At 42.2% G+C, this 16,821-nt stretch carries 14 protein-coding genes and 1 pseudogene; 2 read left to right on the forward strand and 13 right to left on the reverse strand.

Annotated elements, in window-relative coordinates; all coding sequences use genetic code 11:
- Positions 1–56: 56 nt before the first annotated feature.
- The 13 genes and pseudogenes from DBR32_RS05430 to DBR32_RS05485 all read right to left on the reverse strand — a co-directional run bounded on the left by DBR32_RS05430 (position 57) and on the right by DBR32_RS05485 (position 14,710).
- Entirely contained in the window at positions 57–773 is a 717-nt protein-coding gene (locus tag DBR32_RS05430; protein ID WP_124635289.1) for a hypothetical protein, read from the reverse strand.
- 22 nt (positions 774–795) lie between these two features.
- Positions 796–1,278 carry a hypothetical protein gene (locus DBR32_RS05435; RefSeq protein WP_124635290.1) on the reverse strand — a complete coding sequence of 161 codons (483 nt, stop codon included), beginning with the start codon at positions 1,276–1,278 and terminating at the stop codon, positions 796–798.
- Positions 1,279–1,384: 106 nt separating this feature from the next.
- Entirely contained in the window at positions 1,385–4,567 is a 3,183-nt protein-coding gene (locus DBR32_RS05440) for a T9SS type A sorting domain-containing protein (RefSeq protein ID WP_124635291.1), read from the reverse strand.
- Between the two features lie 147 nt (positions 4,568–4,714).
- Positions 4,715–5,230 (reverse strand): response regulator, encoded by a 516-nt coding sequence (locus tag DBR32_RS05445; protein WP_124635292.1) that lies wholly within the window; start codon positions 5,228–5,230, stop codon positions 4,715–4,717.
- Positions 5,231–5,319: 89 nt separating this feature from the next.
- On the reverse strand, positions 5,320–6,639 hold the full coding sequence (locus DBR32_RS05450; RefSeq protein WP_124635293.1) for a methylmalonyl-CoA mutase family protein: 1,320 nt from the start codon (positions 6,637–6,639) through the stop codon (positions 5,320–5,322).
- 14 nt (positions 6,640–6,653) lie between these two features.
- Entirely contained in the window at positions 6,654–7,061 is a 408-nt protein-coding gene (locus DBR32_RS05455) for a thiol-disulfide oxidoreductase DCC family protein (RefSeq protein ID WP_124635294.1), read from the reverse strand.
- On the reverse strand, positions 7,058–8,086 hold the full coding sequence (gene galE, locus DBR32_RS05460; protein WP_124635295.1) for a UDP-glucose 4-epimerase GalE: 1,029 nt from the start codon (positions 8,084–8,086) through the stop codon (positions 7,058–7,060). Before galE ends, DBR32_RS05455 begins: the two co-directional genes overlap by 4 nt.
- A 322-nt stretch (positions 8,087–8,408) precedes the next feature.
- A pseudogene (lysS, locus tag DBR32_RS05465) lies at positions 8,409–9,917 on the reverse strand (lysine--tRNA ligase); the annotation flags it as partial.
- Positions 9,918–9,990: 73 nt separating this feature from the next.
- Complete coding sequence (locus DBR32_RS15565) at positions 9,991–10,167, reverse strand: hypothetical protein (protein WP_158605916.1); 177 nt, start codon at positions 10,165–10,167, stop codon at positions 9,991–9,993.
- Between the two features lie 143 nt (positions 10,168–10,310).
- The gene (gene frr, locus DBR32_RS05470; protein ID WP_124635297.1) at positions 10,311–10,874 is read right to left on the reverse strand and encodes a ribosome recycling factor; all 564 of its coding nucleotides are present in this window, start codon (positions 10,872–10,874) and stop codon (positions 10,311–10,313) included.
- An 80-nt stretch (positions 10,875–10,954) separates the two neighbouring features.
- Entirely contained in the window at positions 10,955–11,815 is an 861-nt protein-coding gene (gene prmC / locus DBR32_RS05475) for a peptide chain release factor N(5)-glutamine methyltransferase (protein WP_124635298.1), read from the reverse strand.
- 124 nt (positions 11,816–11,939) lie between these two features.
- Entirely contained in the window at positions 11,940–12,311 is a 372-nt protein-coding gene (locus DBR32_RS05480) for a hypothetical protein (protein WP_124635299.1), read from the reverse strand.
- Between the two features lie 5 nt (positions 12,312–12,316).
- Positions 12,317–14,710 carry a penicillin acylase family protein gene (locus DBR32_RS05485; protein WP_124635300.1) on the reverse strand — a complete coding sequence of 798 codons (2,394 nt, stop codon included), beginning with the start codon at positions 14,708–14,710 and terminating at the stop codon, positions 12,317–12,319.
- Positions 14,711–14,954: 244 nt separating this feature from the next.
- On the opposite strand from DBR32_RS05485, the gene DBR32_RS05490 reads away from it, so the two are divergent.
- Both DBR32_RS05490 and DBR32_RS05495 read left to right on the forward strand, forming a co-directional pair.
- Positions 14,955–15,407, forward strand: coding sequence for a MarR family winged helix-turn-helix transcriptional regulator (locus DBR32_RS05490; RefSeq protein WP_124635301.1), 453 nt, complete (start codon positions 14,955–14,957; stop codon positions 15,405–15,407).
- Positions 15,407–16,819, forward strand: a complete 1,413-nt coding sequence (locus tag DBR32_RS05495) for a TolC family protein (RefSeq protein ID WP_124635302.1) — start codon at positions 15,407–15,409, stop codon at positions 16,817–16,819. The genes DBR32_RS05490 and DBR32_RS05495 overlap by 1 nt, the downstream gene beginning before the upstream one ends.
- The last annotated feature ends 2 nt before the right edge of the window (positions 16,820–16,821 follow it).

Raw genomic sequence — 16,821 nt, forward strand, 5'->3', positions numbered from 1 at the left:
GTATTTCCCCTTCGCTAATATAAAATGCTTTATGCCTGTTTTATGCGCAAAGGCGCTTAAAAAGGAACGGTTGTTTGTACCCGCAATTGTGGATATTTAACCCCCAGCTTGTATAAAAACTGATTAGCAATCACAAAATTTTCTACTTGCCTTTGACTGCTCATGGTCATCATATTGCCACCGGTTGTAGCTTGATTAAACATAAGTGTTGAATATAATTCCAGCACTACATCGTCGCCATCGGTCGGCAGGTGTAAAGAATAGGATTTTAACTCGAAGCCTGCAAATTTGGCCTGCGCTTTCGCCATAGTGCTCAACGCTTTTTCTTCGATACGGGCATTTTGCATCCTTGAAGCATCGAAAATCAGGTGTTTGGATACTTCCCCTTCTGTATCGGTATCCAGAAGGTGTACCGCACCTTGACTCAGTATAAGGTATTTGGGTGTCTGAACGGTTGTGAAGCGTACAGTACCTAATGTAGCAATGCCTTTCAAGGCATCTTTGGCTACATCTTTAGCCTGGTCTTTCCCGGTGTATTGGGCATTGGCATAGGTAAATGCTTCTATAGGTTCGCCGGAAAGCTGCTCTTGTATAAATCCGAAATCCTTTGCCAGCAAATTATCTTTGTATACATCTGCCTGTAGGGCTTCCTGTTGCAAATCCAGGTTTTGAAAGACGTCTTTTAATTTTTTACGCCTTTGGTAAGAAAAGAAAAAGAAAGCGGCATAAATGATGACCATAAACAGGATCACGTAGATTACAGTATTATTCATAAAATGTATTTTTTGGTTTTTTTTAAACAGTTTGAGGTTTTACCGGCGATTTTTTAGATGGCATCATGCCCCATATAATAAAGATGATTAATAATCCGGCAACGATCTTACCGCCGTATTGGGTGTAAAAACCGAGTTTATTCAGCTCGCTTTTATCCAGCTTATTTTCAGCTAAGATCTCCTGCAGCTCCTGGTCAGATAATTCGTAAGCCGTTTTATCCACTTCATTATAACCTACCAGTTTAGGCTCTTGTATAATCCAAAGGGGTAAGAACCAAGCGATGTTGAATTCCTTATGATAGGTCGCCAAGTCCATATATTGGCTCTGGGTAGACATCATGGTTGACCCTTTTTTAACAAGATATGCCTCGGTATCGGGAAGATCCGCAACTTTAGAGAGGACATCCCGTTCGCCAAAGGGGATTTTAAGGCGTGCTTCTGCTTTTTGGGTACAACCAAACGTAATCAAGGTAATGGTTACAAAAGATAAAATTTTTCTCGTCATGCAATTGTGTGTTTTTAAATAGAAAATCAGGTTATAACGAAGGTACAGTATATAAGACAAAAACCCATCGCATAATACGATGGGTTTCTATCTTTTACACAATAATTTACAATTTTATGAATTTTCCTTCAAAAACATTGCCTGTCGATCCACTCACATGAATCAAATAGGTACCGGCAGATAGATTGCCTACTTCCAGCGTATACCGATCGGCATTGCGCATATTTTCAGACAAGATCACTTTTCCTGTAGCATCCACTACGGTAATCAAAGCATCTGTTGTGTTAGCAAAGCGTACTTGTACGGTACCACCCTTAGCCGGATTAGGGAATACACTGATCGCATCTGCTGCGTTCCCGTTATTGATTACCACGACACCAGACTGTGTTTTCGCACCATCAACATCTACCTGATTTAATTTATAATAGCTTTTAGCATGTGTTGTACTATGCGCAAAAGTATAAGCCAGTTGTTGTACACTATGACCATCTTTAGCCAAAGTATTTACAAAGCCAATGGGTTGATAATTGATTCCGTCGGTTGCATACAGCACTTCGAAACCACGGTTATTATGCTCCATTGCTGTAGTCCAGGATAATACATTCTGTGCTTCTTTTCTGTTTCCTGTAAAAGACAGGAGCTGAACAGGTAATGGTGTAGATCCGCTTCCGATGGTGAAAGGACTAAAGGCTGATACACCGGCAACTGTTACGGTACCTGCTGTTGCGGTACCATTGGCCGTACCGCCTAAAGATTCCCAGGCACTATTACCACTATTAAAATGTGCCAGTCTTACATCAGAAACATTTGCCACATTAGAGCTGCTGCCCCATGTTAAGGTCACATCTGCATTGGCCGTACCGGTACGGTTAATATCCCAGTATTCATTATTGCTCACCGATTGTAAAGGGCTATTTACGCTGGTATTGCTGTATGGAGTATTAAAGTATTCTACATTAAATGCAGTGGCAGCAGTGCTGTTAGGCACAATCGTGACCGGACGATAAACACCCGCTTTACCCACAGGCAAAGTAAATGAATTGGTGGTATTGGTATTTTTAACGACAGGGCCATCAATATAGGCAGTAGCACTACCTCCGGTAATGGTTGCGGCATTATCAATGGTCAACAGCGCTGCTGCTCCTGTTGTAACGACACCAGAGGCGAAATCTGCTTTTTTCGTAATCGTGCTTGCCGCCGTTAAGCTCACATCACCATTATATACCGCACTTACAAGTGTACCTGAAGGCATCTGAAGACTAGTCGTTGTCGCATTTCCTATAATTTGTATATCATCGATACCAAATTCATCTCTGGAACCGCTAGATGATCCTGATGGTGCAAAACTCCATCTTATATACGCATAATTATTATTGGCTACCGGCGATGCAGACAGATCAATATCAACTGCTTTAAAGTTTTTCTCTGCAACAGGACTTCCTGAGGCCGTAGTCGGAGACGTTTCGGTTAAACCGGCAATGTCCACAAAAGCACTACCTGTAGAGTATCCTAAGGATACTGCAGTAGCCCTTCCCTGATCGTTGTATACATATAGGTTATAGGCAACACTTAAGCTGGTTAAGGGAGCACCGGTCTTGTTTTGTATTTTTAAAATAACGGCTCCGGGTTCGTATACACTTCCGGTAGGTTGAATACCAATTGCTTGTCCTCCGTTAATATTCATGGAATACATACCACTCGGGCCTGATCCCGGGTTTGCCTGTGCACTGCCTACCGTAACATTGAAGGTAGGTGGTGTAGACGGTAAAGTAGCAGCGGAATTGGTAAAGTACCAGGCATTCGAATTTAAAGTACCGTTATTACCGGTGGTATTGGATGATCCGTTAAAAGCACCATTATTAACCCCCGATACCGTATTATCAAAGTCTATTGTATAAGCCGTGTTTGCCGCGGCAACCTGCAATCCTTCCGGAGGAGGTATCAAAGTTGTAAAATCTGTAGTAGCAGCCGGGTTGAGGTAATAACGGCCTGTAGCACAATTATATTCATATACGGCCAGAAAATATTGTGTACCGGCAGTAAGCGCGGTAATCGTACCTGCATTAGTGGCGGTACCATTGTATACCACTTGCTCTCCGCTGCCACTGTACGCCAGACTGGCACTTGGATTGCTGCCGTCTGCTATATTGGTAAATGTATTGGTCGTATTAATCTTTACAACCCTTCCGACACCTCCGGTACCCGCAGTTACGTTAACCGTTGCGCTATTCAAAGCCGGGGTAATCGTACCAAAGCCAGCTTGTGCAGCAGGTGCACCGGTACAGGGTGTTAAGGTGTTAAATTGTGTGCCGGTCGCAGGATTTAAATAATAACGACCTGTGGTACAATTATATTCATATACTGCAAGGTAATACGTTGTCGCGCTGTTTAACCCGGTAATGACGCCTACCGAGGTAGCTGTACCATTATAAACGACTTGTTCACCACCGCCATAAGCCAATGCAGCCGTCGGATTTTCTCCGTCGATCATATCGGTAAAAGTATTAACCGTGTTGATTTTCACAACTCTGCCGGAACCACCGGTTCCTGCAGTCACATTAACCGTGGCACTATTTAAGTCTGGCGTAATGGTACCAAAATTAGCTTGTGCGGTAGGAACACCCGTACAGGCACCTGAACTCCAGGACATGGAGAAATCATCCACACTTAATCCGGTACTGTTAGAGGTAGATTTTACCCATCTCAAAGACAACTCAGAATTATTAGGAATATTTACGGCAATCGTTGCGGTTTTTGCCTGGCGGTTACTGCTATTGTTACCATCGATAGGACCAGCAGTTCCGGTATTAATCGGTGCAAAGTCCAATGCCGTATTAGCCGTCCAGCTACCCGTTGTAATATCGGTAATTGCAGATGCGCTGATCTGGTATCCGAATACCAAACCGTTCGCACTGGAATTCAATCTCCACTGCTCTCCTGTATAGGAAATCGTAAGGGAAGTAATGGTATTACCTGTAGTATTTTTAAACCGTACGCCGACATAAGCGGTTATCGTACCATTGGAAATCGCTCCCAAAGAGCGATCGGTCTGGCTGGCCGCACCAAAATGATAACATGCTCCAGAATTGGTATTACCATTATTAGGATTACAGGCCGGTCCTGGATTAATGTACCAGCCCGATAAAGTGCTGTTATTGGTAAAGGTACCTGTAGTAGGATTAATCGTATTAAAGTCCTGGGAATACGTCCCCACCGCAGTCAGGTTGACCTGAGCGAAACCCATACAACTAATGAACATTAATAAAAGGAAAATGTTGATTTTCTTCATATACTTTATTTAATAATAAAGAACAAAGCTAATGGTATTTATATATATAAATATCATACACTCGGTTATTAAATTGTAAATAAAAAGTATATAAAAAAGCTTCGATCATAAATAGATCGAAGCTTAACTATATGATAATATTGCTAATTACTGATTATCCATAATCGGTTTTAAGAACATAAAAAACACCGCTCCTAAAACGATCAAACCAATAACAATCGTTAATAAAGTAATGGTTCTTTTATAACCCTCGTTCACGATTTTCAGTTTATGAATCTCGCTGGCATTATTGATTACGTTTTCGATTCTGGAGAAAGCACTTTCTCCTTTTACGATATAATCGAATGCCCCGTATTTCATTGTATCTACAGCCACATCGATTTTATCCTGACCCGACAGCATGATAATCTGCGTTTCCGGATGTTTATCCTTCATTTCCTTAAGCACGTCTACCCCGTTTTTTGCATCAGCAAGATGCGCATTAAGGTGGTAATCAAGCACTACAATCTCAGGATTTAAATGCATTTGTGCCATGGCATCTTCGCCATTATCGAATATCTTTATTTCGTAGGTATACCGTTCTGTCAAAAAGTCTTTCAACATTTCGTTTTGAATAGGCTCATCGTCTACTAAAAATACGTAACGTTTGTCTGAAAGTGCCATATGTAATTTGTTTTGTTGTAATTTTCCCCGAATATATAGCGCATTTTGTTAAAATGCAAGTTTAAAACTATTATTTCTTATAGATGTGCTTAGGAAATAATCAATGCAGCCATATTCAATGGGCTGATTATACCCTCCTGAGGCAGCTCTATTTCCATCGTTTGCGGCATATCTACACTATTGGGATATTTATTGATCCCGATCCAGGTACGCGCTCCCGATTTATATTTTTCTAATAGAATCCCGGCTTGCGTCTGAATATCTGCTGTCGTTAATCCTTTATCAAAAGCCGCTAAAAAGCCACCCGTATTTTCGATATGCTTGAAATAAGCCCAGGCTTGTTCGCCAAATTGCATCGTCAATGTATCAAGATAGTGACTGCCATTGGCGACATCGGCTACCTGATGCAGGTAACTTTCTTCTTTCATCAACAATTGTTCATTAATGCTCATACGCTTGCTAAAAGCGTCTTTCCCTTTAGAAAAACCTTCATCAAAAGGCAGTATATACAAGGCATCTGCCCCACCCAGAACGGCGGCCATACCAGCCAGGGTATCTCTCAATAAGTTGTTATACGCATCAAAAGGGGCTTTATAAAGTGTACCGGTTTGTACCTGTAAGATAACTTCAGGCGCAATTTCATATTGGGCAAGCAATAAATCGATCAGCTGCCGCAAGGCTCTTAATTTAGCAATCTCTTCAAAGAATGCTGTCCCCACAGAAACGGTGATGTGGATTTGCTTTATAGCATCAAGGCTATTTTGATCGGCCAGGGTTTGAACATATTCATTCAGCTGCGCTGTGATTAATCCAAGCTGGGTAGTGCTATTCGCACCGGCATTATAATAAATACTTCCATCTGCGACGATCTGTCCCTTATGTAGGGTTGCGACACCATAGGCCTCAAATGCCGCTTTATAAGTCTGTTCTCCGGAAGCGACATAATCGGCAAGCGGATCGTAACCAGCGAGGGTCAGCGAGGAGGTCGTGTCTGTTGCAGATAAATATGCAGACAAGTCAAGGACTTCTTTAGCAGTCCCACTCTTTAATTTAAAAAAGCTATAAATATAAGGTAGTTCAATTCCTTGTAATAAAGCAGCCCAATCGGTATCTGCCCCGGTACATTCAAAAATTAGGCCGCTGGCACCGGTAGACAGTGCATTTAAGGCTTGTTCGTTAGCAGCTTTCTCATCCCTTACCACTACTTTTTCCAGAATACTCCAATCGGCATGGTTAAATGCGGGTGCGGATGATTCTTTTACTTCGTAAGTATAAAAAGGATTGATCGTGATACCATTATCATCTACAACACTCAGTTGCTCAAAGGTAATTCCTTTCAGATCTTTCTCTAATCGACTTTTCCAGTTATCAGCAGTAGCGGTATCAAAACCAACTAAAATATCTTCCATGTTCAATATAATAATTAGGCAATAAATTTATTCTTCAATTCGGGGCTTGGTATCCAGCAAGCCTCTTTTTTACCATACCATTTATAACGGTTGCGGGCAATGAATCCATAAACGGCATCTCTCAGCAATTTAGGGATAATCATAAATCCATATAGCAAGGGATACAGGCCTTTTAACCGTCTGGCGATGCATAATGCCGCCGAGGATTGGGTATAGATACGCCCTTGTTCTACTAAAACAATACTATCGGTATGGATGTTGCTTTGTTGTAACACCTGAGCCCCTATTTCCGATTGTAACGAAGCAAACCGAAAATAGTCTTTGGTATCATTTCTGATTATCAATTGTACGCTACTGCTACACAAATTGCAAACGCCATCAAATAAAACAAGCGCTTTACCGGATGGGATTACCGGGTTCATTTCGCGTTTTCTTTAGCGAGCATCAATTGCCAGTTCCAGGCTGTTTCCATCATAGCGGTAATGTTGTATTTCGGGTCCCAACCCAATTGGGTGCGTGCTTTGGTATTATCGGCATACACTTTAATTACATCTCCCGGTCTGCGCGGGCCAATGATATAGTTCAGCTTCTTACCCGATATTTTTTCAAATGCATGGATCAGTTCCAATACGGTAACCCCCTCGCCCGTTCCTAAATTAAAGATAGAACAAGGTTCCGGCAGTGCATCTGCCAGTGATTTTTCTATGGCTAAAGTATGGGCATGTGCGATATCCATTACATGAATATAATCGCGTACACAGGAACCGTCTTTGGTATCATAATCATCGCCAAAAACCGTCATTTCTGCACGAATGCCGGCAGCGGTTTGGGTTACGATGGGTACTATATTTTCCGGGCGCTGGTTCATCTCCCCGATCAGGGTAGATTCATGTGCCCCTACAGGATTGAAATAACGTAATAAAACTATTTTAAATCCTGGATTTCCCTTTACAAAATCGGCACAAATCCCTTCTCCCATTTGCTTGGTAGCGGCATAAGGAGACTCTGCTTCTTTTAAGGGTGCTGCTTCCGTGACAGGAAGGGTATCGGCATTCCCATATACAGAGCAGGAAGAAGAAAACACAATATTTTTAACCCCGTATGCCTGGGCGCACTCTAAAATATTGATCAGGGAACCGATATTGTTTTTATAATACATCAAAGGCTCCTGAACCGATTCCGGAACGGATTTGTAAGCTGCAAAATGTATAATCCCCTCAATATCCGGATGGGCTTCAAAGATGGTACGGGTAGCCGTCGCATCACTAAGGTCTACTTCAAAATTCTGAATCGGTCTGCCTAACAATTGGGCTACCCTATCGTTCATTTCTCCATAACCACGGGATAAATTATCGGCCGAAATGACTTCAAAACCATTATTGACTAAATCGACAATGGTATGACTTCCTATATATCCGCAGCCGCCGGTAACTAATATTTTGCGCATTTTTCCTATTAAATAGTAACACACAAATATACGACATTAAAAAATCNNGATTTTTTAATGTCGTATATTTAATATCAGCGCTTAGCGAATAGGCTGATTTAAAGGGTCAAGGCTACTTATTAATCACATAAAGATGATCGGCTCTCTTTTCCACTGTTGCCAGTTTGGCTGAGGTCAATTCTTTAATGCCTTTATCCCATTTTTTACCGGATAAGCCGCTGTTTGCTTTTAAGGTATCTAATAGCAGTTCCGTTTCCTTTTCTAAAATGCCTTTAATAATTTTCGCATCATCCGATAATGCAACCACATCGGCTTCAAATTTTTCGGGTCTCATCTGCGGGAAGAACAACACATCTTGTATAGAAGCCTGATTGGTCAGCAACATACACAAACGGTCGATACCGATACCGATACCGGAAGTTGGTGGCATTCCATATTCAAGTGCTCTTAAGAAATCATGGTCAATAAACATGGCTTCATCATCACCACGCTCCATCAATTTCATTTGTTCTTCAAAACGCTGACGCTGATCTACCGGATCGTTCAACTCTGAATAAGCATTGGCAATTTCCTTACCATTGATCATTAACTCAAAACGCTCTACCAAACCTTCTTTTGTACGGTGTTTTTTAGTCAGGGGAGACATTTCGATCGGATAATCGATGATGAAGGTCGGTTGATAATAAGTATGTTCCGAGGTTTCTCCAAAGATCTCATCGATCAGTTTACCTTTTCCGATGTTCGGATCAACAGTTATATTCAGGTCTTTACACACTTGGCGCAGACCGGCTTCATCCATTTCGCTGATATCAATTCCCGTGTTTTCTTTAACGGACTCAAAGATAGAAATACGTTTGAAGGGGGCTTTAAAGCTGATGATTTTATCTCCTACAGGAACATCTGTCGTTCCGTGTACCGCCATGGCCATTTTCTCGAACAATTGTTCGGTAATTTCCATCATCCAGTAATAATCTTTATAGGCCGTATACCATTCCAGCACGGTAAACTCCGGATTGTGGGTACGATCCATTCCTTCGTTACGGAAGTTACGGCTAAACTCATATACCCAGTCAAAACCGCCTACAATCAGGCGTTTCAGGTACAATTCGTTGGCGATACGCAAATAATAAGGCACATCAAGGGCATTATGATGCGTGGCAAAGGGTCTTGCCGCAGCACCCCCGGGAATGTTTTGGAGTACCGGTGTATCTACTTCTATCGCGCCCTGTGCATTTAAGAATTCCCGAATGGTATTCATAATAACAGTACGCTGTAAAAAAGTCTCTTTAATATGCGGATTGACGATCAGGTCGGCATAACGCTGACGATAACGAAACTCAGGGTCTGTTACTTCATCAAATACATTGCCTTCCTCATCGCGTTTTACAACCGGTAAGGGTTTCAGGGATTTGGACAATAGGGTAAATTCTTGCGCATGTACCGAGATTTCTCCTTTCATGGTTGCAAAAACATATCCTTTGATACCGATAATATCGCCCAAATCGATGCCTTTAATGGCTACATCCCAAAGACGGGTATCTTCTTCGGTACAGATTTCTTCTTTCTTTAAGTAAATTTGAATAATGCCCTTACTATCCTGAATTTTCAGAAAACCCGCCTTTCCCTTGTTATTCACACTCATTACACGACCGGCTACACATACGCTGGCTAACTCGTCCTTCTTATCTTCGGAGAATTGCTGCTTTATATCGGCTGAATAGTGCGAAACGGGATACAAAGGTGCAGGATAGGCTTCTATGCCTGCATTAGCGAGGGCCGTCAGTTTTTCTCTGCGGACCAGCTCTTGCTCTGAAAATTGATGTAAATGCATAATGTATTTAAATGTATATAAAATTTCTACTAAAAAGATTTGCAAAGATAATTGTATTCTATTATTAAAACGATTATCTATATTTTTTAGGGTCGATGAGTAGCTGCCGGGTTTCCCAGGTCTCCCCCACCTTATTTACAAACTGATAAGTTCTGATCATTTTTCTTTCCTGTAAGCTGGCCGTACCAAACAATACATCGGGTTTTGGACAAGAACTGTAGCGATCCAATTTAGGACGATCTGGTTCCATTGCTGAAATTCAGTTTTCATATGAGATAATTGACAGCAAACCAACAGGGATAAAAAGAGCATGCGCGTTATAAGGCTATATTTATGAAATTAAAAAGCAGGCTACCGAAAGAAGCCTGCTTTGAAATATGATAAAAGAAAAACTTAGATCGTCATGATTTCTTTTTCTCTGTCTTTACAAGCTTCTTCTACTTTCTCAATATTCTTATCGGTTAAGCCCTGAACGCGACTTTCGGCTTCTTTAGCCGCATCTTCGCTCAAGCCATCCTTTTGGAGCTTCTTTATGGTTTCAATCGCATCACGACGATTGCTTCTCACAGCAATCTTTGCGGTTTCGCCTTCTACATTTACTCTTTTCACCAATTCTTTACGACGCTCTTCTGTCAATGGTGGTAAGAACAAACGAATCACCTCACCATCATTTTGGGGTGTCAAACCGATATTGGCCATCATAATAGAACGTTCGATCGGGCTGATCATATTCTTTTCCCAAGGCTGAATAGAAATGGTTCTTACATCGGGCACAGTTACATTCGCCACCTGACTGATCGGTGTCGGAGAGCCATAATAGTCTACAGTAATTCCGTCGATCATGTTCGGAGCAGCCTTACCGGCGCGAATTTTCAACAATTCCGTATCTAAATGCGCTAAAGCTTTTTTCATATTTGAAGCTGCAAGATCTACCGCTTCGTCTAATAATTCAATCATCGTTTTTATTTTGTAAAATGAAGGTCAGGGTCACTTTATTGGTCACAAAAATAATGAATGCGTTCCAATAAAGAAAGTTTTTATCTGTAACAGACCAACATCCGTTCATTATCGTTCAAATCTTTATACAAATCGGTCTTCCATCCATTGCGATTGTACAAGTCTTGTGTATCGTGGGCAAAGCTTTGGTTCAGCTCTAAAAATACTGCACCATCTTTACGCAAATATTTGTGGGCAAAGGTTTCTATTTTCCGGTAAAATTGCTGTGGGTCATTATCGCTTACAAACAAGGCCAGGTGCGGTTCCCGACTGAGTACATGTGTGTGCATCGCTTCTTTTTCCGGAAGGGTAATATAGGGTGGATTACTCACTACGAGGTCAAAGGTCCCTAAAGCTTCCCAGGAAGCCTCTTCCAAAAAGTCTGCCCGGACAAAAGTAACGGTGGCTCCCAGCGATGCTGCATTGCGCCGAGCAACAACAAGGGCTTCTTCCGAAATATCAAGACCTGTAACCTGGCTTTGTGCGACTTTCTTTTGCAAGGCAATACTGATACAACCACTTCCTGTACCTACTTCCAGTATCCGTACCGGTTCTGTAGCAGAATATTTATGGTCGATATATGCCAATACTTTTTGTACAAGTTCTTCTGTTTCCGGACGGGGAATCAATACGGCTTCATCAACATAAAAGGGGTATCCATAAAAATAGCTTTCTCCCAAGACATATTGCACGGGCCGATGCTGCTGCAACTCTTCAAGATAACGATGCATTGTCGCTTCCTGAGCAGCAGTCAGGAGTTGATCTTTTTGTAACCGCATTGCCGTGGGCGCCAAACCCGTTATGGATTCTAAGAGCCATTGGGCAATGATTTCCGCCTCTGAGGGCTCATAAATAGCCGCCAAGGCATTACTGATAAAATAGATACTTTCTTGTATGCTCATAGCGGGTCTTCAGATACTGATAAATAGTGACGTTTACCGATGATGTTGGCCTGTTTGCTACCTTATTTGATGCAGCAAAACCCAATTGTATTTAGGGCAAAGGATTATTATTTTTTGCGTATTCTTAAAGTGCAGCGGGCGTTTTCTTACGTGGCCTCAACACATTTAATAAAGCACTTGCTGTAAAGCCACCCAGCCCTCCGGTGATAAAACCAATTACCGCACCGATCAAAATCACAAAAATATAAGAGGGTACGCCCATCAAAACCACAATCTGCCGGCTCAGAATATGTTCATTACTAAAATCACGGAACACGATGACCACCAGCCAACACAGACCGGTGCCCAAACCTGTAGCCAGTGTAGCGGCACCCATTCTTAGGGGCATCATCAAAACCAGCAAGAAGCCAATCACCATACATACCCACCAGGGCAGGAAATGCAATAGCAGTACTGATGCCAAAGCGGTAATCGTCATGATAATCAAAAAACGCATAGCTGCTAGTTATTTTTTTTAGGATAAAAAGTGAGTTCATTATACAACCCTTCTGTCCATTGCTGCAGAAAGGAACGATAATATTTGCTGCCGGGATGTCCGCTTTGTCCGCCGGGGTAAATGCCATAGGCCTTAATTCCTTTCGGATCCATGTCTACAATCATTCTCCAGCTTGGCCCCATACGTTCCTGCATAGCATTTAAAGTATTATGATCGCCGCCCGTGGCCAGATCGGTAAACCCAAAGGCACTTTGCTTACTCAAATGCTCTACAGTTGTGCGTTTCTGCCGGTACCATTCGCCGCCGTTTTTTGCGACTACACGGTTAAAGCTATCCAATGTCTTAGCATAACTCTGACTCATTACTTCCGAAATCTTCTTCCCGGTAAGGCTTTCAAATAAAGCAGCCCCTTCTATTGTAGTATCATTGAGTAGTAATTGAAGCGTCACCGCTTCATCCGGCCGGGTCAGTAAAGGATACTTTTCAAAACGATTTGCCCACATCTGACGCTGGACCTGATACCAAAGAATGCCAAAAAAGGTGGCATCTTTACTGTCTTTCCATAATTGATACTGATGTGCCTGATCGTGCCATTTCAGCGCCGGAATATAGCCCTGTACCAATGGTATTAACTGTTCTGCCAGTAAAGAATAGGTACTGGTTTGCAATTCCATCATATCGGATACCGTAGCGCGGTACATCGTATCGGACAACCATTGTTGCAACGTTCTGTTCAGGTACCAGCTTCTGAATTCCGTAAAATCACCGTTATACCAATAAGGATAAGTCTGGTCGGTTACACTTTGATTTGCACTGGCAACATATCCCTGTGCGGGATTAAAGACCCAAGGGTTTTCATTCGTCGGGATACTTTTGCCCCATAAGGTTTTCGAAGTATTGCCTTTCATCACATATTTACCCTGTTCCTTCCATTTATTAATAAATTTACCTTGCGCCCAAAGGGCAATATTACCCAGTCGATCCGCATAAGCAAAGTTTTGTGCCGGGCATTCAAAATCCGTAATAGCCTGTACAAAAGCGGTATAATTTTCGGCCCGGTTCAATTTATAAAAGGCCAGCAATTCGTTGGAGGGACGATGTGCCATCCACTGTACAGCCAGTAGTTTACCCGATTTAAAGCGATCCGGGAATGTGGTATCATACTGTACCGGTCCATGAATCGTGTACTTCACACTATCTATAAAAGGATTCGTTCTGCCCCTCACCGCAATTTCTTCTACACTATAGTTATAAGGCACTTCCTGCCCGTCAAATATATAATAACGGGGATCTGCGGCCTGCGTGATCTCATAAAAATCTTTTACATCCCGTGCATTATTGGTGAAACCCCAACTCACACTATCATTAAAGCCTATCACTACAGAAGGAATACCGGGAAAGCTCACGCCATAGGTGTTGATACCGGGCGCGGTCAATTGTACTTCATACCATAAAGAAGGTAAATTAAGCTGTAAATGCGGATCATTACATAAGATCGCCCCGCCGGATCGGCTGTGTCGGCCATCAATAGCCCAGTTATTCGATCCGATGCCCGGCTCTTTTTGATCTTGCTCAGCAATATTTACTGCAGTCAGCGAGTCCTTAAGGGTAAAATTTGCCCAGAGATCGCCCGGAGGTATTTGCGCCGGCGCCATAGATGCCGCTGTAAATACTGTTCCCGCAGGAATCACGGTACTACTCCCTTTTATTTGTTCCGGATATAAAATATCAAATTGCTCTTTGGAAAGTATTTTCTTCAGGTAAGTATTTGAAATATCATCGGAATACCCGGTCAGCTTATCGGCCATGAACTTTATGATCAGTACCGAATTCAGATTGCTCCATAATTCGGGTTTAAAATCCATCATTTTATACTCCACCGGATAATCCATAAGGCGTAGAGAGGCAATATAGGCATTTACACCTTTAGTATAATTATGTAGCATTGCCCGGCTTTTCGGGTCTTTTTCGATGGTCTTCAAGGCATTTTTTGCGGCAAAAACCATGCCTTTGCGTCTTTGCAAACGGTCATATTCCAAAGCATCGCTACCCGCGATTTCACTAATGCGGCCCGAAGCGGCGCGGGCTTGCATATCCATTTGCCACAAACGGTAATAGGCATGTACATAACCCAAGGTAAAATAGAGATCCGCGTCATTCTGCGCATTAATATGCGGCACCAAACGATCATCAAACCTGATGTCGACCGCTTGTAACAAACTGGCCTGGGGAATGCGGAGTTCTCTGCCATCTTCTGTAACCGGGATGGCATTTTTCCAAAACCCTTTTACAGGGCCAAAGAATTTGCCCAGCGGAGGCGTATTGCCGATGCGATTTCCCATAAAGAAAATCCAGGCAGCACTCATCAACAAGGCCAATGTGGCTACGATTATGCGCATTTCAGTATTTGTGTGCTTTTATGCATTATTTATAGGCACAAAGATAATAAGTCGCTTATGTTTTGCCCGATTTTATTTTATCTATTCGGATGTTCCTCTATTTGACCCATATTCATCATAAATTAATACACAAAACAGGGAATTTTAAAGGTTCAAAATGAGTACTTTTAAAGAAATATACAAAAATAGTTGTTTAACTAACTATTTTTAGTTTAACTTTGCAGTTGTCTAAACAACTATAATTATGAACACAGATCATATCATTTCCACAGAAGACAAACACAACTTACTGACCGGAAGAATTTTCATGTATGTAAACCGGTTTTTGGGCCAGCAATTCAAAGCGAATGATATCACCCTGACCAGGGAGCAATGGACGATTCTGGTGGTTTTATGGAAACAAGACGGTGTATCGCAGCAGGCTATCGCAGATGAAACGGGTAGAGATAAACCCAGCACCACCCGATTGCTTGATAACCTGGAGAAGGAAGGCTACATCCTCCGTAAACCGGATGCAAAGGACAAAAGGCTCAACCTGATTTGCCTGACCCCAAAAGGAAAAGCCATAGAGAAAAAGATCATGAAAGTGGCGAACGGTACTTTGGACACCATAACTCAGGGTTTGACCACGGCACAACTCCTTACTGTAAAAGAGGTGTTTGCTACTATTTATCACAATATTGACGCACATAAATAATGAAAAAGAAAATTTTTAGTTATCTCGTCTTCAGCATCCTGAGCATTCAGGGCATACAGGCACAACTGCAGCTTCCGGAAAGCTTGCAAGAGGCCATACAGGCTGCATTGCACAACAGCACCGAAATCACGAACCAAGGTTTAGAAATTGAGAAACTGGAACTCGAACGTAAGAGTGTGTGGAATAAATACATTCCTAAAGTAGAAGCCAGTGCCTTATACAGTTACCTGAATAACGAACTGACGCTGGATATTCCGGCTACAACTCTTCCGCTGTCAGGTACAACTCTTTTTGACGGCAAGCAGACGTTCAGCAACCAGGGACAGGTCTTCTACGGAGGCATTACCGCCAAGGCGGTCTTATTTAGCGGCGGACAAATTTATAACGGAGCCAAAGCAATTGAGGCTAAAACAAAAGGTACTGCTTATCTGCTGGAACCTAAAAAGGATGAAGTAATCAAAGATGTGATTCATTCTTTTGACCACATTCGCTTGCTCAATGAAGCGGAACAACTCTTGCAGGAAAGCGAAAAAAGGCTGAATAAGGAAACGGAACGGGTAGAAAAGGCCATCGCACTGGGTCTGGCGATTCCTTATGACCGGGATAAAATCAAACTCGCAGCACTGGAACTGGCTTCTAAAAAAGTAGAAATCTCTGGTAAACGTAAAGTATTGTATCAAAAAATAAATGACCTTACGGGTTATGATGATGTGCAGATTGATGCGGTTAATTACGAACTCTATCCTATTACGGTCGCAGAAGAAGCAGCGCTCAATACTGAAAACCGTGCGGAGGCAAAAGCGTTATCTTCTTTTAAAGACGCTTATAGTTATGCTTTGAAAAAGGAAAAAGGTAGCTTGCTCCCTACCCTGGGCGCTTTTGGTTCTTATAGCTATGCTTCTTTATTTAATGGACAAGCTACGGGCAATATTCCTTTGGGGAACATCGGCGGAACGGCTTATAATTATAACCTTAATTTACAATTGAATCAAGCTACCCTAAGCCCCAACTGGATGGTAGGACTGGCCTTTAAATGGGAAATCTTCAGTGGTTTTGAACGTAAGCACAAAATTGAAGAAGCAAGGATCAACATCACCCAGATCGAAAACAAACTGGCAGATACCAAGCATAAAATGAACCTGCAGTTACAGAATAATAAGGCACGTTACGAAACCTCCTTACAACAAATAGCGCTGGCAGAACAACGTCAAAAAATAGCGTCCAATAACCTGACGATGGCGGAAAAACAATATAAAGCAGGATTGATCAATATTACGGAGCGCCTGACGGCAGAAACCGATATTTATCAGGCTTCGCTAAACAAGATTAATGTGCTGATCGAAGAACGCTTGGCCGCTTTAGAAACCTATGCCGCCACCGGAACATTACAATCATCTCTTCAAACAAAATAATC

This window comes from Taibaiella sp. KBW10 (assembly GCF_003852495.1).
Lineage (GTDB): Bacteria > Bacteroidota > Bacteroidia > Chitinophagales > Chitinophagaceae > Edaphocola.